Annotated in this window: 20 protein-coding genes; 11 read left to right on the top strand and 9 right to left on the bottom strand. The window is 55.5% G+C overall.

Going from position 1 to position 22,487, the window contains the following annotated elements:
* The first annotated feature begins 279 nt into the window (after positions 1-279).
* From Q4G72_RS12870 to Q4G72_RS12880, 3 genes are all read left to right on the top strand, one after another.
* Positions 280-2,544: an AsmA family protein gene (locus tag Q4G72_RS12870; RefSeq protein WP_303311836.1), complete on the top strand. Its 2,265-nt coding sequence runs from the start codon at positions 280-282 to the stop codon at positions 2,542-2,544.
* Positions 2,545-2,732: 188 nt separating this feature from the next.
* Complete coding sequence (locus Q4G72_RS12875) at positions 2,733-2,924, top strand: DUF2256 domain-containing protein (RefSeq protein WP_303311837.1); 192 nt, start codon at positions 2,733-2,735, stop codon at positions 2,922-2,924.
* A gap of 101 nt (positions 2,925-3,025) precedes the next feature.
* Complete coding sequence (locus Q4G72_RS12880) at positions 3,026-4,657, top strand: amidase (protein ID WP_303311838.1); 1,632 nt, start codon at positions 3,026-3,028, stop codon at positions 4,655-4,657.
* A 100-nt stretch (positions 4,658-4,757) separates the two neighbouring features.
* Here Q4G72_RS12880 and Q4G72_RS12885 read toward each other — a convergent pair whose 3' ends face one another.
* Positions 4,758-4,991: a hypothetical protein gene (locus Q4G72_RS12885; protein ID WP_303311839.1), complete on the bottom strand. Its 234-nt coding sequence runs from the start codon at positions 4,989-4,991 to the stop codon at positions 4,758-4,760.
* 52 nt (positions 4,992-5,043) lie between these two features.
* Positions 5,044-5,583: a hypothetical protein gene (locus Q4G72_RS12890; RefSeq protein ID WP_303311840.1), complete on the bottom strand. Its 540-nt coding sequence runs from the start codon at positions 5,581-5,583 to the stop codon at positions 5,044-5,046.
* 579 nt (positions 5,584-6,162) lie between these two features.
* On the opposite strand from Q4G72_RS12890, the gene Q4G72_RS12895 reads away from it, so the two are divergent.
* A complete protein-coding gene (locus tag Q4G72_RS12895) occupies positions 6,163-8,070 on the top strand; it encodes an ABC-F family ATP-binding cassette domain-containing protein (RefSeq protein ID WP_303311841.1) in 1,908 nt (635 codons plus the stop codon).
* A gap of 95 nt (positions 8,071-8,165) precedes the next feature.
* Here Q4G72_RS12895 and Q4G72_RS12900 read toward each other — a convergent pair whose 3' ends face one another.
* A complete protein-coding gene (locus Q4G72_RS12900) occupies positions 8,166-8,897 on the bottom strand; it encodes a DoxX family protein (protein ID WP_303311842.1) in 732 nt (243 codons plus the stop codon).
* 117 nt (positions 8,898-9,014) lie between these two features.
* Positions 9,015-9,365, bottom strand: coding sequence for a potassium transporter KefB (locus Q4G72_RS12905; protein ID WP_303311843.1), 351 nt, complete (start codon positions 9,363-9,365; stop codon positions 9,015-9,017).
* 490 nt (positions 9,366-9,855) lie between these two features.
* On the opposite strand from Q4G72_RS12905, the gene Q4G72_RS12910 reads away from it, so the two are divergent.
* The 4 genes from Q4G72_RS12910 (at position 9,856) to Q4G72_RS12925 (ending at position 15,736) form a co-directional block, all read left to right on the top strand.
* Positions 9,856-11,181: a type IX secretion system plug protein gene (locus Q4G72_RS12910; protein ID WP_303311844.1), complete on the top strand. Its 1,326-nt coding sequence runs from the start codon at positions 9,856-9,858 to the stop codon at positions 11,179-11,181.
* Positions 11,182-11,265: 84 nt separating this feature from the next.
* Positions 11,266-12,594 (top strand): cation:proton antiporter, encoded by a 1,329-nt coding sequence (locus Q4G72_RS12915; protein ID WP_303311845.1) that lies wholly within the window; start codon positions 11,266-11,268, stop codon positions 12,592-12,594.
* A 127-nt stretch (positions 12,595-12,721) separates the two neighbouring features.
* Complete coding sequence (locus tag Q4G72_RS12920) at positions 12,722-14,185, top strand: M48 family metalloprotease (RefSeq protein ID WP_303311846.1); 1,464 nt, start codon at positions 12,722-12,724, stop codon at positions 14,183-14,185.
* 120 nt (positions 14,186-14,305) lie between these two features.
* Positions 14,306-15,736 (top strand): M48 family metalloprotease, encoded by a 1,431-nt coding sequence (locus Q4G72_RS12925; RefSeq protein ID WP_303311847.1) that lies wholly within the window; start codon positions 14,306-14,308, stop codon positions 15,734-15,736.
* Between the two features lie 108 nt (positions 15,737-15,844).
* On the opposite strand, the gene Q4G72_RS12930 is transcribed toward Q4G72_RS12925, so the two are convergent.
* From Q4G72_RS12930 to Q4G72_RS12940, 3 genes are all read right to left on the bottom strand, one after another.
* Positions 15,845-16,609: an MlaE family ABC transporter permease gene (locus tag Q4G72_RS12930; protein WP_303311848.1), complete on the bottom strand. Its 765-nt coding sequence runs from the start codon at positions 16,607-16,609 to the stop codon at positions 15,845-15,847.
* Between the two features lie 223 nt (positions 16,610-16,832).
* Positions 16,833-17,933 carry a redox-regulated ATPase YchF gene (ychF, locus tag Q4G72_RS12935; RefSeq protein ID WP_303311849.1) on the bottom strand — a complete coding sequence of 367 codons (1,101 nt, stop codon included), beginning with the start codon at positions 17,931-17,933 and terminating at the stop codon, positions 16,833-16,835.
* A 227-nt stretch (positions 17,934-18,160) separates the two neighbouring features.
* Positions 18,161-18,493, bottom strand: coding sequence for a DUF3276 family protein (locus Q4G72_RS12940; protein ID WP_121238259.1), 333 nt, complete (start codon positions 18,491-18,493; stop codon positions 18,161-18,163).
* 265 nt (positions 18,494-18,758) lie between these two features.
* Here Q4G72_RS12940 and Q4G72_RS12945 point away from each other — a divergent pair, with 265 nt between their 5' ends.
* Both Q4G72_RS12945 and Q4G72_RS12950 read left to right on the top strand, forming a co-directional pair.
* Complete coding sequence (locus Q4G72_RS12945; RefSeq protein ID WP_303311850.1) at positions 18,759-19,673, top strand: DUF58 domain-containing protein; 915 nt, start codon at positions 18,759-18,761, stop codon at positions 19,671-19,673.
* Between the two features lie 21 nt (positions 19,674-19,694).
* Positions 19,695-19,886: a hypothetical protein gene (locus Q4G72_RS12950; RefSeq protein ID WP_303311851.1), complete on the top strand. Its 192-nt coding sequence runs from the start codon at positions 19,695-19,697 to the stop codon at positions 19,884-19,886.
* Between the two features lie 19 nt (positions 19,887-19,905).
* Here the strand turns inward: Q4G72_RS12950 and Q4G72_RS12955 are convergent, their stop codons facing one another.
* Both Q4G72_RS12955 and Q4G72_RS12960 read right to left on the bottom strand, forming a co-directional pair.
* Complete coding sequence (locus Q4G72_RS12955) at positions 19,906-20,526, bottom strand: DNA-3-methyladenine glycosylase family protein (RefSeq protein ID WP_303311852.1); 621 nt, start codon at positions 20,524-20,526, stop codon at positions 19,906-19,908.
* Positions 20,527-20,541: 15 nt separating this feature from the next.
* Positions 20,542-21,192 (bottom strand): metallophosphoesterase family protein, encoded by a 651-nt coding sequence (locus Q4G72_RS12960; protein ID WP_303311853.1) that lies wholly within the window; start codon positions 21,190-21,192, stop codon positions 20,542-20,544.
* Positions 21,193-21,308: 116 nt separating this feature from the next.
* Between Q4G72_RS12960 and nhaA the strand changes: the two genes are divergently transcribed.
* Positions 21,309-22,481: a Na+/H+ antiporter NhaA gene (gene nhaA / locus Q4G72_RS12965; RefSeq protein WP_303311854.1), complete on the top strand. Its 1,173-nt coding sequence runs from the start codon at positions 21,309-21,311 to the stop codon at positions 22,479-22,481.
* The last annotated feature ends 6 nt before the right edge of the window (positions 22,482-22,487 follow it).

Here is a 22,487-nt window from a genome sequence, read left to right on the forward strand (position 1 = left end):
CAAAAGGCCTGAATTCTCTCGCTTCCGGTCCCGGAAGGGGAAAGTCGAGCAGCTAGCGTTACTAAGGTAGGTGTTCCGGCGTGACGAATAGGGCCGGGCTTTACAAGCAGGGTACGCTTTCCGCTTCATAAGCTCCTGTTGGCGGCCTGAGCCGGCGCTGAAACTCTCTCCTTTACGCAACACCCTATGTGCAAACCTTCAGGCTTGCCTTTCGTTGTGTATCAGCTACCGGCAAATGATATCCTAGCTATTCCCTTCTCCTCGTCCGACATCTGACAAGTGTTTGATTCTTCTCCCGTACTTCTGAAAACCGCACCCACGCACCAACCGGAAGCACCCCGCAGCAGATGGGCTTGGTGGCAATGGCTGGCGTTGGCACTGACAACTGTAGCGGTGCTAGTGGCTATTCTGCTGCTGGCGCTGGACCCCTGGCTTCGCCGTAAGGCAGAACAGGAGGTAGCCTCCCGTACCCACGGCCGCTATCAGCTGCATATCCGGGAGTTGCGCACTGACCTGTGGCAGGGCTTACTGGAGATGAAGGGGATTCAGCTTCGTACCCGCCCGGCAGTAGCCAGTACACTCCCCACGCTTACACTGGATGTAGGCCGGGTGCGCGTGGCTGGGGTGGACCTGTGGAAGCTGTTGCGCCGGCAGGAGGTGCCGGTTGATAGTTTAATAATCGACGCGGTGCGCCTGGAATCGGCTACCTGGCCTGCCCCAAAGCCGACGGCAGCGCCGCTGTATGCCCACCTGCCCGCGCGAGTGCCCGGGTTGCGGCTGAGGTATGTGGGGGTGCAACGGGTAAAACTCGCCTACCAGATAGCACAGCAGGATTCTATACGCCTGCAGCGAGGCGACTTTACGGCGCATGATATCCTGATCAGCCAGGCAGGTGCTGCCGATACCCAGCGCATCGGATATGCTGCCCGCGTAGCGCTGCAATTGGCCGGGGTGCAGGCCCGGGGAGCTGGCCACCGTCTGCAAATAGCCCGTACTCAGTTCTCCTCTCAAACCCGGGAGCTGCGGGTAGATTCCGTGCGCATCAATCCTTTTCAGCCTATCAGCAACCAGCAAAGCCGTTCGGCACGCTTAGCCCTGCAACTCCCCCAGCTGAGGCTTACGGGGTGGCGGGCTGCCCGCCTCTTCCGGCAGCGGTTTCAAGCGGATACGCTCCGGCTAACCCATCCTGAGGTGGCAGTGGTAGCCCCGCTGGTAGCACCACAAGCCCTGCACCAGCTCCTGGCGCCGTGGCTAAAACAGGTTTCGCTGCAAAGTCTGGTGGTATCGGCCGGAAAAGTCCGGGTGGCCGGTCTGGCCCTGGCTCCGCAGGTAGAGCAGCTGGGGCTGCAGGGCTCCGATATTCAGATAGATGCGGCCAGCGCTCAGAAGGCTTCCCGGGTTCTGTATGCCCGTGCCTGGCAGCTAAGCAGTGGCCCGGGGTCCGTGGCAATTGATGCACCCTTCTACAAGCTGAGGTACCAGGGGCTGCGCCTCAATACCGCACAGCAACGGCTTTCCATTACCCAAAGCAAGCTGGCACCTACTATGTCGTTGGCGGCTTTGTCTCAGCGCAAAGGCCATCAGGTGTCGCACATTACCATGCAGCTTCCTAGGGTGCAGGCTACCGGGCTGGATTTTGCTGCGCTGCAGCATCGGGGAGTTCTGCAGGTGCGGGAGGTGGTTTTGCAGCGGCTGTTGCTGCACCTGGCCGGCGACGGACGCTACCCCATTAATCCCAAACCTTCCCTGGTAACGCCGGAAAATCTCAGGAAGCTGCCACTGCCCCTTGATATCGGGCTTTTGAAGGTGCAGAATGGTAATTTGTTTTTTGTGTTCCGGGCATTAAACAGCCCAAAACCCTCGCGCACCAGCATTACGGAGCTCAATGGCACCATCCGAAACATCAACACCCTGGTTGGTAGCCGCCGGGCAGCACAGCCAGCAGTAGCACAGGCCAGCGCGTGGTTTCAGCGCCGCAGCTTTGTACGGGCTACCGCCTATGTTCCATTACTGCAGCCCAACGGGCGTCATTGGATTAAGGGCTCGTTTGGGCCGGCTCCGTTTAGTATTCTGAATTCCATTACGGAGTCGTCCCGCTCGTTAAGGTTCTCCCGCGGCAGCGTGCAGCGTGTAGATTTCGCCATGACAGTAGACCAAAAAGGTGTGCAGGGTACCATGAAAGCGGCCTATTCTGACCTGAAAGTGGCTTTCTTATCACAAAAAGGCGGAGAAGCGCATTCTACCCTGGTAACCAAAGTGGGCTCTAAGGTGGCTAATGCGCTGGTCATCCGGGACAATAACCCCCGGCAGGCCAAGGAGGCGCTGAAGCCCGGCACCATCCAGTCATCGCGCAATCCGCGCGTATCAGTATTTGCCATCTGGCAGCAAGGTCTGGTAAGTGGCATGCTGAATAGCATAGGCGTACCGGGCAAACTGGCCAAGAAGATGAGTGAAGCCATACCAGCGCCGGAAACCATGCCAGCCATTGGGAAGGGAGGGCAGCCAGTGGAGAGCAAACGGGTTACTTTGGAAAGCGGAAAATAAAATGGAACGAGCGTGCTGCTTGTTAAAGCGCATCGGGCTCTTTTTGAACCTGTTTTAAGTCCCATCATGGATTGGGCCTTGATTACCTGCGCGAGTGGTTTTGTTTGCCTTCTGCAGAGGATAGATGCTGGTAAATCCCGATTCGGCCGGAAGCTTCCTGTGGATCATAAGTGAAAAACGTGCGTGAAATGGCAGGATCCAAAACCCGGAGCAAGCATGATTTACCGGCCAAAGTATGTGCTACCTGTGGCCGCCCGTTCACCTACCGCAAGAAGTGGCGAAACTGCTGGGAGGAGGTGAAATATTGTGGTGAAAAATGCCAGCGTCACCGCGGCAAAGCGCCACCGGATGAGGCAGCAGGAAAGCCACTGAGCGGCTAGCGGCAGAGGGCTGTACTCCGGACGCTTTTTTTCGTTTTATTCCGGCAGAAACAATGAAAAAGTCCCATCGGTCGGGCTATCTTACCAGCAAAAATCCACCGATGAATCGAAGACTATTTCTGCGAAACAGCAGCTTGGCCGGCGTGGCCCTTTCTACTCTCTCCCTCAGTGCCTGCGCCCCGGAAGCCAAGGAAGAAAAAACCGGCGCTACAAAGGCCGATGATAACTCGGCTGAAGCTTTCGAGCTGCAGGAAGCTACTATCCAGGACCTGCAGGAAAAGATGAGTAGTGGCAAGCTGACTTCCCGGGCCATTACGGAGCTGTATCTGAAGCGCATTGAGGCCATTGACCGTAGCGGCCCCACGCTGCGCTCTGTACTTATAACCAACCCCGATGCTCTTAAAATAGCCGACCAGCTGGACCAGGAGCGTAAAAACGGGAAAGTGCGCGGCCCTCTGCATGGTATTCCGGTGCTGGTGAAAGACAACATCAACACCGCCGACCAGCAGCCCACCACCGCTGGCGCCCTGGCCCTGGCTGGAAACAAGGCTGCACAGGATGCTTTCATCATCAAAAAGCTACGCGAAGCCGGCGCTGTTATTCTTGGCAAAACCAACCTGAGTGAGTGGGCCAACTTCCGCTCCACGCGCTCTACCAGCGGCTGGAGCGGCGTAGGCGGCCAGACGCGAAACCCTTATATTCTGGACCGTACGCCCAGTGGCTCCAGTGCAGGCTCGGGTGCGGCGGTATCGGCCAATCTGTGCGCTGTTGCCATAGGCACGGAAACCGACGGCTCCGTGGTGTCGCCGTCTTCCTGCAGCGGGCTGGTGGGCATTAAGCCTACCGTGGGGCTGCTCAGCCGCACGGGCATTATACCCATTTCTGCCAGCCAGGACACGGCTGGCCCCATGACGCGCACCGTGCGCGACGCGGCTATTCTGCTTTCGGCCCTGGCCGGCCCAGACCCCGCTGATGCCATTACCCAGCAAAGCGCCGGTAAGCTGCACCCCGACTATACCAAGTTCCTGGATGCCAACGGTCTGAAAGGGCAGCGCATCGGCGTAGAGAAAAGCCACCTGGAAGGCACCAACGATGCCGTAGCGCTTCTGAAAGAGGCCGTAGAGTTTCTGAAGGCCCAGGGTGCCACCATTGTGGAGGTAGAGGTGCAAAAGCAAACCGACCCGCTGGGCGCTGCCGAGTATGACGTGCTGCTCTACGAATTTAAGGATGGCGTAAACAAGTACCTGGCTACCGCCGGAGCGCCCGTTAAAAACCTGGCCGATGTCATTGCTTTTAACCAGCAAAACAAGCCCAAGTCCATGCCTTACTTCCAGCAAGAAATTCTGGAAGCCTCGCAAAAGCTGGATGGTCTGGACAGCCCCAAATACAAAGCCGCGCTCAGTAAGTCGCAGAACGGCGCCCGCAAGGCCCTGGATTCCATTATGCGGGACCACAAGCTCACGGCCATCGTCGCCATTACGAACGCCCCCGCACCCTGCATCGACCTGGTAAACGGCGACTACTGGCCAGGTCCCGGCTTTTCTTCCCCAGCTGCTATGGCGGGCTATCCGCACATTACCGTGCCCATGGGCCACGCCCACGGCCTGCCCGTAGGCCTGTCGTTTGTGGCCGGCGCTTGGCAGGAACCAGCGTTGCTGACTCTGGCTTATGCCTACGAGCAAGCCTCCAAAAAGCGCGTAGCTCCGGAGTTTAAAACGCCATTTATGGGCTAACGCTGCCCATAGACCCAGTATACACACCACCGCCCGGTGGCAGCTTCTTCAGGGCTGTCACCGGGCGGTGGTGTGTAAAGCAAAAGTGAAATAAGGAGGCTTATTCCGAATCGGAGGTTTCCTCGCGGCTGGTGCGCTCATTGGTAGAGGCCGCACTGCCGGAGCCGCCTTCGTCACCGGCTTCTGCGTCCAGGTTTAGCTCGTAGCCGCCGGCTCCGTAGCTAGGGCGTCCCGAAGACTGCCCTACGGCACTACCGGCTTGTTTGCCTTGAGCAGCCTGAGCCGCGAAGTCTTCATTTTCATCTGGTTCAACTAAGGGAGGGGTAATAGCCATTATGTTACAGGATTTAGAGTGACAGAAAACCCTGTATACGGCTGATGCAGCTTTAGGGAATATACTGCTCCGTCAGGCTGATAATTACTCCTTGCTTTGTTTCGATGATAAAGGGCGTGGCGGCCAGCAACTCCGGGCTTTTAGCTTGTAGCTGCTCAGCAGTAATGGTTTTCTGATGCAAGTCGGCGGTACGGTCCCAAACGGTGAGCACGGCCTGCTCGCTGAGCGGAAATGTGCGCTGGCGTGGGTCGTCGTTCACAATGTAGTAGTCGTTGAAGACCGAGTATACGGAGTCGCCGTTTTGCACGGTCAGCTCGGCGTCGCCTTTGCGTTTAGCAGCGGCTATGGCTGCTTCGCCATTCAGAAACTGGATGTAGTCGGCGGTAACGTAGTAACGGCCCTTATCCTGATAGAAGCGCTTAATGTAGGCGTGGTTGCGGCCGGTTTCGCCCACGGTTTCGGTGGTGGATACTTCACCTTTTACCGCGGCGGGCACGGTTTCCGTAGCGCCGCCATTGTCGGATTCCTGCTCCGTTGAGCGGCAGCTGGCGAAGGTGAGTAGGAGGGAGAGCGGCAGGAGGTATTTATGCATGCGGAAGTTGTACGGAGAAATGGTGCTCAGGCTGGGGTCTATAAAACGGTGTATCCTTAGAAATTAAGACGTATGTAGTAGAAACGCAGCTGTCATCATTAGTAAGAGAGATAAAGAAATTACCAGCGCAATAAAGTCCAAGAATCTGAAGCTGCTTATAATCCTCATTCGAACAAGTACATAGAAAGTTGTTGCGCAAAGGAGGGCTGCCAGCAAGAAATACAAAGCCATTGTACCTATTGAAACATAGTGCTTCTCCCAAAACCCTCCTTTGGCTATCATAAATAGTATTTCTAGAATAAGGAAAATTAGCGAGGCAATACCCCATCCTGACAGTAGCCCATTTTTCTTAGGTGAGGATTTAAGGGCATTACTTGAACTCACCTCCAGAAATAGGCCTGCTATATCGAATAGGGCACTCAAAAAACCCATAACCTGAAATTTAACTGCTGATTTAGTGGATAAAGTTGATAGGCTTGGAGTTGGCTCTTGCCTTGCCAATGAGTTCGAGAAGCAGATATCCATAGTGATGTCCTTCCTCAAACCCGTACCTTTGCGGCCTGATACCTCGCAAAGTAGATGATTTCCATTTCTGACCTCGATTTTCACTTTGGCTCGCGTACCCTGTACGACAAGGCCAGCCTTCATATTAAGCCCAAGGATAAGATTGGCCTCATTGGGCTGAACGGCCGGGGTAAATCCACGCTGCTGCGCATTCTGGTGGGCGAGTACAAGCCCGACGGCGGCAGCATTTCCATGAGCAAGGACGTGAGCCTGGGCTTCCTTAACCAGGATTTGCTCTCCTACGACTCGCACGAGCCCATCCTGATTGTGGCCATGCAGGCCTTCGCCGAGGCGCTGGACGTGCAGAAGAAGATTGACGAGGTGCTGTTGGAGTTCGAAAACAACTACACCGACGACCTGGTAGATAAGCTGGCCACGCTGCAGGAGCGCTTTGAGGCGCTGGGCGGCTACACCATGCAGGCCCGCACCGAAGAAATTCTGGAAGGTCTGGGCTTTACCACGGAGGAGCTGCAGAAGCCCCTGAAGCTATTCTCCGGCGGCTGGCGCATGCGCGTGATGCTGGCTAAAATCCTGCTGCAGCAACCCTCTTTGCTGCTCCTCGACGAACCTACCAACCACTTGGACTTGCCCTCCATTAAGTGGATTGAGAACTACCTGGCCGGCTACGAAGGCGCCGTTATTATTGTATCCCACGACCGGGAATTCCTGGACCGCACCACCAACACCACGGTGGAGGTAACGGGCGGCAAGCTGGTGCCTTACGCCGGCAACTACAGCTTCTACCTGGAAGAAAAGGAGGAGCGCAACGCCATTCAGAAAGGCGCTTTTGAAAACCAGCAGGCCCAGATTAAGCAGGCCGAGCGGTTTATTGAGCGTTTCAAAGCCAAAGCCTCCAAAGCCAAGCAGGCCCAAAGCCGCGTGAAGGCCCTGGACAAGCTGGAGCGCATTGAGGACGTGGCCGGCGACGACGCCAAGGTGAACATCAAGTTCAACTTCACCGTCACGCCCGGCCGCCACATTCTGCGCATGGAGCACGTGAGCAAGAAGTACGGCGAGAAAATCATCTTCCGCGATACGCACGTGCACATTGAGCGGGGCGACAAAATTGCCCTCATCGGCGCCAACGGTAAGGGTAAATCTACCCTTATGCGTTTGGTGGCCGGCTCGGAGGCGCCTACTGCCGGCAACCACCAGCTGGGCCACAACGTCATCATGTCGTTCTACGCCCAGCACCAGCTGGAAAGCCTGCGCATTGAGAATGAGATTCTGCAGGAAATGGTAGAAGCCGGCTCCAAGCGCTCCGAAATGGAGCTGCGCTCGGTGCTGGGTTCGTTCCTGTTCACTGGCGACGAGGTATACAAGAAAATCAAGGTGCTGTCGGGGGGCGAGAAAAGCCGCGTGGCCCTGGCCAAAACCCTGATTTCGGAAGCCAACTTCCTGCTACTCGACGAACCGACCAACCACCTGGACATGCAGTCGGTGAACATCCTGATCCAGGCGCTGGATCAGTATCAGGGCACCTACATCGTCATCAGCCACGACCGTTTCTTTGTGGAGAACGTGGCCAACAAAATCTGGTACATCGAGGATTTCCAGCTGAAGGAATACCCCGGCACCTACGCCGAGTGGGAGCAGTGGATGGAAGACCGGGAGAAAGCCGCCAAGAAAGCCGGCCTGCTGACGCCTGCTCCTAAGCCCGCGCCAAAAGAGGAAAAAAAGGTGGACGCTTCGCCCGCCAAAACCCCCTCACCCGACCAGAAAAAAGCCCTGCGCGAGCTGGCCGAGGTAGAAAAGAAAATTGATGAGCGGGAAAAGGAGCTGGCCCAGTACGAAGCCCAATTGGCCGACCCGCAGATTTACCAGAACGCCGCCCAGCTGAAAGACACCACCCTCAAGTTTGAGCAGGTGAAAAAAGAGCTGGCCCAGCTCAACGACCGTTGGGAAATGCTGGCAGAGATGTAACATAACACCAAGCCATAAAAAAAGCTCCGCTGGAAACAGCGGGGCTTTTTTTATGGCTTGCAGGGCGGCTTGGTAATGGCGGCAATTGGAAATTATTACAGCTTTTCAATTGCGGTGCTGGATGCTCGATGGTATTTCTCCAGACATTCATTAAAAGGCCGGCCGTCTTTATGGATACAATCACAAAAGTTACAGCCAGCTTCGGCGTTGCTGCTGCTTTTAAATTGCTGCAAACAATCTGCAGTAGTATTATAGGGTTTGATATCATAACCCTTCGTAACGGCCGCAATAACAATTAAAAAAGTTACGGCTACGCCTCCGAAGAAGAATACTGGGAACTTTCTGTCAAGTTCCTGCCATTTGGGGACTTCAGTATTTGCTCTGAAATGGTTGAAGGGGAAAATGAATTTTAATTTGTGGTAATCCCAGCAAAGTAGGTATAGGTTTGCCAGAACCATTAACGGAGAGGTGAGTAATGACCCATCGAAACGCACGGCATGGGACAGAATGCAGATATTTAAAATGATGGGAAAATAGAGGATGGCTCCGAGCGTTGCCGTGCGGGGTATTAATAATAGAATAGCGGCGGTTACTTGCGCAACTCCAATAAAGGTGTAATAATAACCTGTATGGTGCAGCGCTTCTAAGTAATTGCCCATCGGGTGGTTGGAGGATAATGAAGTGAAACGTTCACCCATTATTTTCACAAACCCCGAAGGTAAAAACCCGGCTGCTAGTGCTACTCGATTAAAAATCGAAAACAACCAAAGCCATTTATTTTTTCTGGCTTTTAAATGAAGTTGGTCAAGCGTAGCAGAAATACTCATACAGGATTAAAATATTGGTTTTGCCTGTGTTTTTATGCAGTCATTAAGCTGAAAATTGAATAGCAGGCAAAATGTCTTTGCAAAGACATAGTGTTCAATTTGAATCAATTAGAATTGCTAATCCCACCAGGTGCCGTTCAATCCCAGCACGGTGCCTAGCCACAGCACTACGAGGTAGCCAAGCAGGCTTATTACATAAGCCAATGCTTTTTTCCAGCCGCCCTGATAGCGCAAATGATCCATGAAATAGTAAAATACCCCGCCTAATGCACCGGCTATGGGCACAACTAGGAATGGCTTAATCATCCAGAGTTTTCCCCATTCTGGCTTAGCAACCTGCGTGAACCACCCAGCAGGAATTATAAATAGCGAGATACAAACTAGCGCAATGGCTGCGCCCTGCAGCATCCGTTTGCTTAATGAGCCTTGATGGATTGGCTGTGTTGGTGAGTTGATTGTCGGTGTCATGGTTACCTAGGTTTTGTTGTTGAAAGTGCTTTGAGATGCAAAGTGTACGTGTAAAAAAATAGCGGCTTGAATGGGTGCTATAAGAGCCAAGTAAGGACAACTATTTCAGCAGACAACCCCATTCCACTAGGTTGCAGGTAGAGCAGCCAATAGACCTTGCTGTGGACTAGTTATAAAAGTACTTTGTGATGCAAAGCAAGTCAATATTTGTGTAATATCAAGTACTTGGTAAAAAATATTTATACGCTGTGTGCCTTAGGAGAATGGCCCGAGCAGTAGATGTTGGGCGGCCTTTTACGGAGTACTATACCTGCACTATTTCTGTTTAAAAGCTATACCAAAGCCTGTGTAAGGCTTGTAAAATGGTAGAGGATTTTTCCGCCCGCTAGCTTGCCGGGTCGCTATGGTGGGCTGTGCACTCTGAACGGCGCCCAACTGCTGGCCTCCTATAGAAAGTGTAAGAGTGCCCAACCGGCCTTACCTTCGTCCTATGCGCCTTCTGCCCCTTACTCTGCTGCTGCTCGCCACCGCCTGCGTACCTCTGGGCACGCCCATCACCGACCCTAACGCCGCCCGTACAGGCCAGAGTAGCCCGGTACAAGCGCCAAAAGTAGCCTTGCGCTATCAGGACTATATCTACGCCAGTGAGGTCCGCTCCGTGCAGTGCTATGTGGCTACGGGGCAGCCTACGGAGGTCTTTGAGCCAGCGGTAGTGTCTCTGACCCAGGCACAGCCCTTAATGCTGGAGTTTGATGTACTGGGCCAGCAAAGCCAGCGCCTCACGGCCCGGCTGGTGCATTGCAATGTGGACTGGACGCCTTCTATTCTCACGGATATTCAGTTTCTGAGTGACATCAACGAGTTTTTGCTCACCGACTACCGGACCTCCGTGAACACCAAGGTGCCCTACTTTCACTACCGGCTGCGTGTGCCGCGCGTGAAGCTGAGCGGCAACTACCTGCTGGTGGTGCAGAACGGGGCGGGCACGCCGCTGCTTTCACGCCGTTTGCTGGTGTATGAAGATCAGGTGCGCACGTTCCTGCAGCCCGGACCCCTGGCCGCAGGGCAGGAGCGCTATACCATGCAGCAGCTCAACTTTGGCATTAGCTACGGTGGAGTAAATCTGGTTAATCCGGCGCAGGAGGTAAAAGTGGTTCTGCGCCAAAACTTCCGTTGGGATAATGCCCATTACAATCTGCGGCCCACCTTTGTGCGCGATGCGGAGCGCCGACTCGATTATCAGTACTTCAACTTTGAAAACGCTTTTCCTGGCCTTTCCGAGTATCGGTTTGTGGATTTGCGCAGCTACCGGGCACTGGGGGTAGGGGTGGCTAAGCTGAATGCCGATGCCTCGCCCCGCACTGCCTTGTTGCAGCCCGAAGCTACCCGCCGTGAGCAGGCCTATTCCCAATATGAAGACGTAAACGGCCAGCGCGTGTTTGAAAGCCGCGACTACGGCAACGGTGCCACCAATGCCGACTATCTGGACGTTACCTTCCGCCTGCGGGCCCCGCAGGCGGCCCCGGGCCCGGTCTATGTGCTGGGCGCTTTGTCTGACTGGCAGCTTCGGGAGGAGTTTAAGCTGACGTATGATGCTACCCAGCAGGAATACTCCGGCCACGCGCTGCTGAAACAGGGGTACTACAACTACTCCTATGCCGTAGGCGGTGCCGCACTGCCCAACGAAGCCTATTTTGAGGGCAGCCACCAGGAAACCGAAAATGAATACGACCTGCTGGTGTATTACCGCCCACCGGGCTCCCGTGCCGACTTGCTTATCGGCTACCAGCGCACTGCTGTAAACGGCCGCCGATAACGTGCCAGGCGAGGAGGGAGGCAGCGGGAAGTGTCCGCCGCAGACGGGGTTGCGTACATAGCGCTTGCTGTCCTGTGTAAGTCTATGTCGCTCTACAACTTATCGTTGGTCGTAATGGGGGTAGCCATTCTGGCTGTTGCCTGGCTTCCTTCGCTTCTTCGCAGATACCCGCTTTCATACCCTATCCTGTTTGTCGGGCTGGGGGCTTTGGTATACTCACTGCCCCTGAGGCTGCCTGATCCGGACCCCGTTCGCTACGCTTCTTTCACCACGCACCTAACCGAGATGTGCGTGATTGTGGCTCTCACCGGTACCGGCCTTAAGATAGATCGGCCCTTTTCGTTCTGGCGTTGGCGTGTGCCGCTGCAACTGGTCCTAATCCTCATGATAGTGTCCATTGCCGGCTTCATGGTAGTGGCCTGGCGGCTGGCGGGCCTGCTGCCTGCATCGGCGCTATTGCTGGCGGCCACGCTGGCCCCTACTGACCCCGTACTGGCCGGCGACGTGCAGGTGGGCAAGCCTGGTGAGGGTGGGGAAGACAATGTACGGTTTGCCCTCACCGCCGAAGCTGGTCTGAATGATGGCCTGGCCTTCCCGTTTGTATATCTGGCCCTGGCCCTGCTGCCTTCCATTGCACCACTATCAGAGCAGTTGCAGCACTGGGCCTGGATGGATATGCTCTACCGTCTGGGTGCTGGCATACTGGGGGGCTGGCTGGCCGGGCGGGCGCTTTCGTATCTGATATTTGACCTGCCTCACCGTGTCCGCATCAACCCGGATGCCTATGGGTTTGTGGCGCTATCCGTTACGTTGGTGGCATATGGTGTTACGGAGATGCTGCACGGGTATGGTTTTCTGGCCGTTTTCATTGCTTCTATTACCCTGCGGGGCCACGAGCGAAGCCACGAGTATCATACCGAGATGCACGAATTTACGGACCAGCTGGAGCGGCTCTTTATCGTTGTTATTCTCATTTTGTTTGGGGGGGCGTTGGTGCGGGGGCTCTTGGCTCCGCTTACGTGGAAAGGGGCCGCCTTAGGGCTGTTTGCCCTGTTTATGCTGCGCCCACTAGGCGGGATGCTCACGCTTTGGCGCAGCCGGATTTCCCGCCTCAACTTTCCCGAGCGACTGGTTATTTCCACCTTCGGTATTCGGGGAATTGGCTCGTTCTTCTACCTCGGTTTTGCCGTCACAAAGGCAGATTTTCCGCAAATACGGGAGTTGTGGGCCATTACGGGCTTTACTGTCCTTACATCTATCATCGTGCACGGCATGCTGGCCACTCCCGTCATGAACTGGCTGGACCGGTGGCACGGCCGACCAACCACCGTAGAGCTGGAAGAGCAGCATTTGGCCGAAGCTGAGCAGGCAGAAGCGGGAAAAGCAGAAGAACAAAGCCACAAACCAGCCTGACGCAACCTCTACCGGGGCGTTGCGTTGCAAGGGCTACCCGTTACGGCATGCCCTTTGTCCATTATAAGAAGGTCTGACACCGGCGGGCTCCCTATTCCGCTCTTCCCTCCCACAATTTCTCCCTTCCATGAAAATTCGTCATTTCCTTTTAAGCAGCTCGGTCGCGGCCTCTCTGTTTCTAAATTCCTGCGCTACCAATCCCGTCACCGGCAAGAAGGAAGTCATGCTGGTATCCGAGGGGCAGGAGTTGGCCATGGGCCAGCAGTCGGACCCCGCTGTTGTGTCTCAGTTCGGGCTTTATCCCGATGATAAGCTGCAGAAATTCATCAATGAAAAAGGCAAGCAGATGGGCGCTATTTCGCACCGGCCCGAGCTGACCTATAACTTCCGGGTGGTGGATTCGCCCATTATCAACGCCTTTGCCATTCCTGGTGGCTACGTGTACTTCACCCGCGGCATTATGGCCCATTTCAACAACGAGGCGCAGTTTGCCGGTGTGTTGGGTCACGAAATCGGCCACGTTACGGCGCGCCATTCGGCAAAGCAGCAAACCAGCGCCATTATTGGGCAGGTGGGCTTAATGGGGGCCATGATAGCCTCACCTAAGCTGGCGCAGTTTGGCGAGCAGGCTATGCAGGGTATGCAGCTGCTCTTTCTGAAGTTTGGCCGCGACGATGAGCGGCAGTCGGACGGCTTGGGCGTAGAATATTCCTCCAAAATTGGCTACGATGCTTCGGAAATGGCCGACTTTTTCCAGACCCTTTCCCGCGAGCAGGCGCAAAGCGGCGCCGAGGCCATTCCGGACTTTCTGAGCACGCACCCCAACCCTGAGGACCGCTACAACACCGTAAAACAGCTGGCAGCCGACTGGAAGCAAAAGAATGGCAACCCCAAGCTGGCTATCAACCGTGACCAGTACCTGCGCATGATTGACGGCATTGTGTACGGCGAGGACCCCAAGCAGGGCTTCGTCGAAAACAATGTATTCTATCACCCTGAGCTGAAATTCCGCTTTCCGGTGCCCCAGGGCTGGAAGTATCAGAACACGCCCCAGCAGTTCCAGATGGCCGACCCCGCCGGCAAAGCCATGCAGATGCTGATGCTGGCGCCCGGCAACTCCCTGGATGAAGCCGCGCAGGCCCTGGCCAAACAGCTCAGCCTGCAGCCCACTGATTCTAAGCGTACCACTGTTAACGGCTTCCCGGCCCTGGCTTTCGTAGCCGACCAGGTGCAGCAGGACCAGCAAACCGGCCAGCAGGTGGCCGGCGTGCGCACACTCACTTACCTCATTCAGGACGGCAAAACCATCTTCGCCCTCATTGGCGTATCGGCTCCGGCTGATTTCCCCAGCTATGCGTCTCAGTTCACGAGCGTTGCCGAAGCCTTCCAGCGCCTCACCGAACCTGATAAGCTAAACCGCCAGCCGGAGCGGGTGCGCATTAAAACCCTGAAGCTGCGTAGCAGCCTAGCCGCGGCATTGCGCACTTATAATGTGCCTGAAAAGCGCATGGAAGAAATGGCCATTCTCAACGGCATGCAGCTGAATGACCAGGTAAATGCTGGTTCGCTCATTAAAGTGGTGGAGAAATAGGCTACATAAGGTTTGGCCCGAAATTGGTCTATACCCTGCCAAATCCCTGCTGCATGTTGCCTTTCGGCTGTGCAGCAGGCGTTCCGGCGGTTGCCGGCCTGATCTAAATTTTATCCTCCCATGAAAAAGTCTCTCTTCCGAAACCTCAGCGTGGGTGCTTTGCTGGCACTTCTGCCGCTGTTAAGCTCTTCCACCACGGGCTCAACCGTGAATGCGGCCGCCCCGGTGCAGGGTGCCCAGCCCGACCCCCAGGTTGTGGCCATGTTTGGCCTGCTTAATAACACAGCCCTGCAGCAGTTTATGGACGAAAAGGGCGGGGCCATGGGCCGCGTGTCCGACCGTCCGGCTGATGTAAAAGGCTTCACCGTGCTGGACTCGCCCGTTATCAATGCATTTGCCACCCCCGATGGCCACGTGTATTTCACGCGCGGTATTCTGGCTTACTTCAATGATGAAGCCCAGTTCTCCGGGGTTTTAGGGCACGAAATCGGCCACATTACGGCCCACCATGGCCAGAAGCAGCAAACCCGCAGCACAGTAGCGGGTATTGGGTTCCTATTGGGCTCTATCGTGGCTCCCCGCCTGATGCAGTCGGTGGGTGGTGTGGCGCAGCAGGTGGTAGGCCTGGGCATGCTGAAATATGGCCGCGGTGATGAAACCGAAGCCGATAAGTTAGGGGTAAAGTACTCGACTAAAATTGGGTTTGATGCCTCCCACATGGCCGATTTCTTCCAGACGCTGCAGCGCACCGAGCAAGCCAGCGGCGCTGCCAGCATCCCTACGTTCCTCTCCACCCACCCTAACTCCGCCGACCGTTACAGTACGGTGAAAAAGCTGGCCGCGCAGGCCAAGCAGAGCGTCGGCGGCCGCCAGTTGGCCGTGAACCGCAACCAGTACCTGCGTCGCCTCGATGGCCTGGTATATGGCGAAGACCCACGCCAGGGCTATGTAGAAAACAGCGTGTTCTACCATCCCGAAATGAAGCTCCAGTTTCCGGTACCACGCGGCTGGAAAAGCCAAAATACGCCTCAGCAATTCCAGATGGCCGAGCCCAATGGCAAAGCCGTGCAGATTCTGACCCTGGCCCCAGGCAGTTCTTTGGACGAAGCAGCACAGGCCCTGGCCAAACAGCTGAATCTACAGTCGCCGCAGGCCAGCCGCACCACTATCAACAGCTTCCCTGCCCTGGCTATTCAAGGCGACCAGTTAGGGCAGCAGGGTGTAACGGCCAGCACACTGAGCTACCTCATTCAGGATGGGCAGACCATCTACGCCCTTATCGGCTTGTGCGCCCCGCAGACCTTGGGCACCTACGGTCCTTCATTCCAGAACACGGCCCAAGGCTTTCGTCGCCTGACGGATGCTGCTAAAATCAATAAAGCCCCAGAGCGTATCCGCATCCGGACCGCCAAAGCCAGCCAGACGCTGGCCAGCGCCCTGGCCGCCAACGGTATTCCTTCCCGGCGTTACGAGGAAATGGCTATCCTGAACGGCATGCAAACCTCCACTAAGCTGTCCTCAGGCATGCTGTTTAAAGTGGTGGGTAAGTAAAAGACTATTGTCAACAACGGAGCCCCTGTGGACCTCGAGAAATTTGAGGCCGACAGGGGCTCAGCTGTTAGTGAGGGGTATGAGACACAGCGCCGGACTCTGTGCTTGCTAATTAAAGCCCAGCAGGGTACTGATTTGTACGGCCAGCAAGTCCAACACAAAAATGACCAGCGACGATACCACCACGGCCGAATTGGCTGCCCGGCCTACGCCCTCCGTTCCTTCCTGACAATAGTAGCCCTTATAACAGCCAATGATGCCAATGGCAAAGCCGAAAAAGAAGGTTTTGAGTAAAGCCGGCAGCACGTCGCCAAATGTGAGGGGCTTTAGAATGTCATTCGTGAACATCAGCAGGGGGGTTATTGTGTGCATATTCACGCCCAGGTAAGCGGCATAAAGCCCAATAACTGCCGCCAGAATGGAAAGTATGGGCAGCATCAGGGTGGTAGCCAGTACCCGCGTAACTACCAGGTACTTAAAGGGGTTGGAGCCGGACACTTCCATGGCATCAATCTGCTCTGAAACGCGCATGGCGCCCAGCTCGGCGCCCATATCTGAGCTGACTTTACCGGCTACCATTAACGCCGATATCAGAGGCGCCACTTCGCGGATAATAGTGAGCCCGGCCATGGCCGGAATCCATGACTCTGCTCCAAACGTGACCATAGTAGGGTGGAGGCGCAGCGTGAGCACAAGCCCCATGATAAAACCCGTAACACCCACCAGCGGCAGCGACTGGTAGCCTACCACATAGCACTGGTACAGAAACTCCTGGAACTCATAGGGCGGGCTGAACACCTCGCGGAAAAAGCGCACCACAAAGCGGGCCATTCCCCCGGTTTCAGCCAGAAAATGATGCTTGGGCAAAGCCATGAGAGCCAGGATAAAAATATGTAAAGTAGCAGTTACAGAGCCTATTATAATGACATTAGGTTCTATACGGCAGATACCCAGGCCGGGACATAGGCTGAGTTAAGATTCGCACTCCGGTACCAGGCAGGCATGTTGCGTATCAGCCCATATACTGCAAACGCCCCGCTCGGTATCCGGGCGGGGCGTTTGTAGTACTATGCATTGGCAATCTGCCGAAAGGTTACTACACGTTGAAGCGGAAGTGCATAATGTCGCCATCCTGCACCACGTATTCTTTGCCTTCTACAGCCATCTTACCGGCTTCCTTGATTTTTACTTCGGTCTTGTATTCCTGGTAATCGGCCAGCTTAATCACCTCGGCGCGGATGAAACCTTTCTCGAAGTCGGAGTGAATGACGCCGGCGGCCGCGGGGGCTTTGTCGCCACGGTGGATGGTCCAGGCGCGTACTTCCTGAACCCCGGCGGTGAAGTAGGTAATCAGGTTCAGCAGCTCGTAGCTGGCCCGGATAAGCTTGTTGAGGCCGGACTCCGTGAGGCCGTACTCGCCCAGGAACATTTCTTTTTCCTCGGGGTCTTCCATGTCCGCAATCTGTGCTTCAATGGCAGCCGAAACCAGTACTACCTGGGCATTTTCAGCCTTCACATGCTCCCGCAGAGCATTCACGTGCTTGTTGCCATCGGTAGCAATGCTGGCCTCATCTACGTTGGCCACGTAGATTACGGGCTTAATGGTGAGCAGCTGCAGATCAGCTACCGCCTCCAGCTCATCTTCGCTGGCCGTTACAGCGCGGGCGTTCTGCCCGGCTTCCAGCGCGGCTTTAAAGCGCTGCAGCACCACTACTTCTTTCTTGGCTACGGCATCCCCGGCTTTGGCGCTGCGCTCTGATTTGGCCAGCTTCTTATCAATGCTTTCCAGATCCTTCAGCTGCAGCTCCGTGTCGATAACGTCCTTATCGAACACGGGGTCTACACCACCCGCCACGTGTACAATGTTGGGGTCATCAAAGCAGCGCACCACGTGAATGATGGCATCTACCTCGCGGATGTTAGCCAGAAATTTATTGCCCAGTCCTTCGCCTTTGGAAGCACCTTTCACCAGGCCGGCAATGTCCACAAACTCAATAATGGTGGGCAGCACGCGCTTGGGGTTCACCAGGCCTTCCAGAATCTGCAGGCGCTCATCAGGAACGGTAATAACGCCCACGTTGGGCTCAATGGTGCAGAACGGATAGTTGGCCGATTCGGCCTTGGCGTTCGAAAGAGCGTTGAACAGCGTGGATTTGCCCACGTTCGGCAAACCGACGATTCCGCAGCGAAGACCCATATTTCTTTATGTGTGAGTGTTTGAATGCAAATAAGCGAAGCAGGCAGATAACCTAATTCGGGGGCAAAGGTAGGGCGTTTTGGGCGGCTTTGCTGCCTGTTTTAGAAAACAGCCCACCGAGCAGCCAAGGCCTAACAAAGCGGCGCGCCACGGTAGAAACCGGGCGCGCCGCCAAAAGCACTGTGCAAATGAAAAGAGAGTAAGGTGTGTTTCGCTAGGCTGCGGTACTAGAAGTTGTCTTCACTACGGTTGAATGAGTCGCCTTCGTACTGACGGGGACGGTCCAGCTCGGCTACTTCTTCCTCTGTCAGAAGCTCTTCACGCACGTAGTCCACGGCGTCCTGCAAGGCATCTACGAACTTGAGGAAATCTTCTTTATATAGGAAGATTTTGTGTTTCTCGTAGGAGAAAGTATCGTCGTCGCGCAGCTTGCGTTTGCTCTCCGTAATGGTGAGATAATAGTCCTGTCCGCGTGTAGCTTTCACGTCGAAGAAGTACGTGCGCTTGCCGGCCTTAATACGTTGAGAGTAGATTTCTTCCTGATCGTGACGGTCTTCCACGGTTTCTACAATATAGTTGATTTATTCCAAGATGTTTGAATTTCAGGACAAAGTAACTACATATCAGTAGATATAAAAATTTTAAGGCCCGCTTTTCTCCAGTCGGGTAGCAGTTCTATAATTCAGGTACCACCGCCACGGAAGAAAGAAGTCGGCTGGCCCGGCTTGAACGCAGCTTTTGTGCTTCTTGTGCGTTGATGGAGTAGGCCAAACTTTCTCCCGGCCAAGTAACTTTCGCTTTTGACTGATTTTAATGCCTGCATTTATGGCCCAACCGCTCGACCTCGCCGCTGTCCGCTCCTTTGAGAACCTGGAATTTCTGGCCCGGCAACTGGTGGAAGGCTTTATTACGGGCCTGCATCAGTCGCCTTACCACGGGTTTTCCGTCGAATTCTCTGAACACCGCCTTTACAACCCCGGCGAGAGCACCCGCCACCTGGACTGGAAAGTGTTTGCCCGCACCGATAAGCTCTTTGTGAAGCGCTACGAGGAAGAAACCAACCTGCGCTGCCACCTGCTGCTGGATGTAAGCCCGAGCATGTACTACCCCAGTCCCGGCCACGATAAGCTGCGCTTCTCCGTGCTGTGCGCCGCAGCTCTGGCCACACTCCTGCAAAAGCAGCGCGACGCCGTGGGCCTCGTCACCTTCGCCGACCAGGTGGAGCTGCAAACGCCGGTGCGCTCTACCAGCACCCACCGCCATACGTTGCTGCTCACCCTGCAGCAGCTATTGGAGCGCCCTGTGCAGCGCCGCCCCACCGATGTAGCCGGGGTCATTCACACCATCGCGCAGCAGATTCCAAAACGCTCGTTGGTTGTTATTTTCAGTGATATGCTGGGCCGCGCACCGGAGGAGCAAACGCAGGCCTTGGCGGCGCTGCAGCACCTGCGCCATCAGCAGCACGAAGTCCTGCTCTTTCACGTGATGGACCGCGCCACCGAGTCGGATTTTGCTTTCCAGGACCGGCCCTACCTGTTTGAAGATGTGGAAACCGGCGAAACTATTAAGCTGCAGCCTGCTCAGGTGCGTGAGCAGTACCAGGCGGCCATGCGGCGCTATGAGCAGGAGCTGGCACTGCGCTGCGGTCAGTTTAAGATTGATTTTGTGCCGGTGGATATCCGGGAGCCGTTTGATAAGGTGCTGTACGCTTACATGATGAAGCGTGGCAAAGTAAAATAACCAGGAGGCGCTATGGATGGAATGTCGCTTACTTTTCTGATTGTCAGCTGCTTTGTTCTAACCGTGCTGAGCGCCCTGGTAACTACTTATATTGCGCAGGGGCGGCCATTCTGGCGGTGGTTTCTGTTGGGAATGCTGTTACCATACGTTTCCATTTTTGTGGCCATGTTTGTAACCTACCGCGACAATAAGGCTGGAGAAGACCAGGGCTGAATTTGGGAATACGCCATGGCTACGAGCCGGGCGCGTTATCCAACGACTGCCATAAATACTTACTGGCCAGAGTACGATGTGGGCGCCAGGCTTCGGCAATTTCCGTCATGCGCTTGAGTAGGGCGCGGCCGGTTTCTTCCAGCCCGTAGTGGCGACGCATGGCATTCTGAATGCCCAGGTCACCTTCGGGAAATACATCGGGTTGGTCCAGGGCAAACATCTGCAGCATTTGCGCCGTCCAGCGGCCTACGCCTTTTATCTGGGTAAGATGCTGGGTAAAGGCATCTTCACTGAGCTGACTAAGGTGGCCATGGCTTAGCTGGTCCTGTTGGGCAAACTCAGCAATGGCGCGCAGGTACCCAGCCTTCTGGCGCGAAATTCCCGCCGCCCGTAAATCCTCATTCGACATGGCCAGGATAGCGGCCGGCTCGGGGTAGCCATCAGGCGGAAACAGAGCCTGCACCTTGCGCCAGATGGCGGCGGCGGCTTTTGTGGAAATCTGCTGAGAGACAATGGCTTTGAGCAGGGCCAGGTATAAATCCTCGTGGGCACTGGGCCGGATGGGCCGGCCTTGCTTAATCAGCCCGGCCAGGATGGGGTCGGCCTGGGAAAGATGATGGATAGGATCAGAAGCAGCCATCAGCAACAAATAGAATCAGCCAATATCGGCGTGGTGAGTAGGAACAAAAATAGTATCCAGATGCTGACCGGTTGCGCTTAGGCGTACGGCCGAGAGGCCTCGCCCGTAACAAGCACCGGTGTCAATGTTCATGACATTTGTGGTTGTAAAAAACTCCGGGGCTCCAGTGGTGGGGGTATGGCCAATTACCTGCAGCTTGCCAATGTTGCGCAGCGGCCCCCGGCGCCAGAGAATCCCGTCGGGGTTATTCTCATTCATGGGGTCGGGCGTATCGGCCAGGCCCGCGTGGCTGACGAGCACATGCTCATTTTCCCAGAATAAAGGGCGCTCCGCCAGCCACTCCAGGTGAGGAACCAGCCAGTCCACATGTTTGCGATACTGCTGCTCGGTAGAGCGGCCGCCCCAACTCAGCCAGCTGGGGTGAGGGCCTTCGGGACCGTAATGCTGGAGCAGAGCCGCTTCGTGGTTTCCTTTCAGAAAAACGGTTTGTTCCGGATGCTTGGCGCTGAGTTCCAGGGCTACCTGCAAGGTTTCCGGTGCAAAATGGCCACGGTCTACCAGGTCACCTACCTGAAGCAATAACTCCTCAGCTGGTTTCCAGTGCTGCAATACCTCCAGAAAGGTGTAGAAGCAGCCGTGTACATCGCCCACAATAAACAGGTTCATCAGGCCGGCAAGTAAGGAAAAGATTCCACATGGCAATAGCGAAAAGCCAACGGGAGGCCGGAGGGAAGTTTTACTGCTAACAGCCCGCTTACCCTAGGGAGTAGTATTTTGCTGCCATGAAATTTTTTGCGCGTGGTATTTCGCTGCAGGCTCTGGCAGAAGGCGGCCGCCTGGCCGGCTTACTCTTAATAGCAGCTACCATTCTGTCTTTGGTTCTGAGCAATACTACGGCTGGCCCCGCTTATACCGGCTTCTGGGAGCAGGAGGTAGGCCCCGATTTTCTGGAGAAGTCTATCAGCCACTGGATAAATGATGGGCTAATGGCCATCTTCTTCCTGCTGGTGGGCCTGGAAATCAAGCATGAATTGCTGGAAGGCGAGCTAGCAGTGCCCCGGAAGGCTATGCTGCCTGCGTTGGCTGCTGTGGGAGGAGCCGCAGTACCAGCCCTCATTCACTGGTTTTTCACCCGGGGTACACCGGCCGTCACCGGTTGGGCCATTCCCACGGCTACGGATATTGCTTTTTCGTTGGGTATTCTGGCGCTGTTGGGCTCACGGGTGCCAGCGGGCTTGCGCGTTTTCCTCACGGCGCTGGCCATTATTGATGACTTGCTGGCGGTTATAGTTATTGCCGTTTTCTACACGGATAAGCTCCACCTGCTGTATTTAGCCGGGGCGGCGGGTTTAGTGCTAGGACTATACCTCCTTGGGCGCTGGCGCAAAGACTGGCTTGGAGCTTTTGCGATACTCGGAATTCTGTTGTGGTATTGCATGCTGAAGTCGGGAGTGCATGCCACGGTAGCGGGCGTACTACTGGCCTTTGTCATTCCAGCCCACCATATTCAACGACTTTACCAGAAACTGCATAAACCCGTTACGTACGGAATTCTGCCGCTTTTTGCCCTGTGTAATACAGCCATTGCCCTCCAGCCGGGCATAAGCCTTGAGCTGGTTTCGCCACTGGGGTTAGGCATTATGCTGGGTTTGGTGCTTGGAAAGCCTATCGGAATTGGCCTGAGCTGCTGGCTGCTGGTGCGTAGCGGGCAGGCCGTCCTGCCAACGGGTGTCAGCTGGCGGCAGATGTTAGGGTTGGGCTTTACAGCCGGAATCGGCTTTACCATGGCTATTTTTATCGCCACGCTTTCTTTCCGACATCCTGAGCTGGTGGATATAGCTAAACTGGCAGTGCTGTGCGGCTCTGTATTGGCGGCCAGTGTTGGCGCGCTTATTCTGCTGCGCAGCCCGCAGCCGGCTATTGCCGGGACGGAATTAGCTCCCGCCCGGCAATAGCCGGCA

The sequence above is a fragment of the Hymenobacter sp. BT730 genome (assembly GCF_030542105.1).
Classification (GTDB): domain Bacteria; phylum Bacteroidota; class Bacteroidia; order Cytophagales; family Hymenobacteraceae; genus Hymenobacter.

Bases quoted from the DNA above. Each gene is read 5' to 3' on its own strand.
- Q4G72_RS12875 (WP_303311837.1), top strand. From the start codon at position 2,733: ATGGCAGGATCCAAAACCCGGAGCAAGCATGATTTACCGGCCAAAGTA.
- Q4G72_RS12880 (WP_303311838.1), top strand. From the start codon at position 3,026: ATGAATCGAAGACTATTTCTGCGAAACAGCAGCTTGGCCGGCGTGGCC.
- Q4G72_RS12885 (WP_303311839.1), bottom strand. From the start codon at position 4,991: ATGGCTATTACCCCTCCCTTAGTTGAACCAGATGAAAATGAAGACTTC.
- Q4G72_RS12890 (WP_303311840.1), bottom strand. From the start codon at position 5,583: ATGCATAAATACCTCCTGCCGCTCTCCCTCCTACTCACCTTCGCCAGC.
- Q4G72_RS12895 (WP_303311841.1), top strand. From the start codon at position 6,163: ATGATTTCCATTTCTGACCTCGATTTTCACTTTGGCTCGCGTACCCTG.
- Q4G72_RS12900 (WP_303311842.1), bottom strand. From the start codon at position 8,897: ATGAGTATTTCTGCTACGCTTGACCAACTTCATTTAAAAGCCAGAAAA.
- Q4G72_RS12905 (WP_303311843.1), bottom strand. From the start codon at position 9,365: ATGACACCGACAATCAACTCACCAACACAGCCAATCCATCAAGGCTCA.
- Q4G72_RS12910 (WP_303311844.1), top strand. From the start codon at position 9,856: ATGCGCCTTCTGCCCCTTACTCTGCTGCTGCTCGCCACCGCCTGCGTA.
- Q4G72_RS12915 (WP_303311845.1), top strand. From the start codon at position 11,266: ATGTCGCTCTACAACTTATCGTTGGTCGTAATGGGGGTAGCCATTCTG.
- Q4G72_RS12920 (WP_303311846.1), top strand. From the start codon at position 12,722: ATGAAAATTCGTCATTTCCTTTTAAGCAGCTCGGTCGCGGCCTCTCTG.
- Q4G72_RS12925 (WP_303311847.1), top strand. From the start codon at position 14,306: ATGAAAAAGTCTCTCTTCCGAAACCTCAGCGTGGGTGCTTTGCTGGCA.
- Q4G72_RS12930 (WP_303311848.1), bottom strand. From the start codon at position 16,609: ATGGCTTTGCCCAAGCATCATTTTCTGGCTGAAACCGGGGGAATGGCC.
- ychF (WP_303311849.1), bottom strand. From the start codon at position 17,933: ATGGGTCTTCGCTGCGGAATCGTCGGTTTGCCGAACGTGGGCAAATCC.
- Q4G72_RS12945 (WP_303311850.1), top strand. From the start codon at position 18,759: ATGGCCCAACCGCTCGACCTCGCCGCTGTCCGCTCCTTTGAGAACCTG.
- Q4G72_RS12950 (WP_303311851.1), top strand. From the start codon at position 19,695: ATGTCGCTTACTTTTCTGATTGTCAGCTGCTTTGTTCTAACCGTGCTG.
- Q4G72_RS12955 (WP_303311852.1), bottom strand. From the start codon at position 20,526: ATGGCTGCTTCTGATCCTATCCATCATCTTTCCCAGGCCGACCCCATC.
- Q4G72_RS12960 (WP_303311853.1), bottom strand. From the start codon at position 21,192: ATGAACCTGTTTATTGTGGGCGATGTACACGGCTGCTTCTACACCTTT.
- nhaA (WP_303311854.1), top strand. From the start codon at position 21,309: ATGAAATTTTTTGCGCGTGGTATTTCGCTGCAGGCTCTGGCAGAAGGC.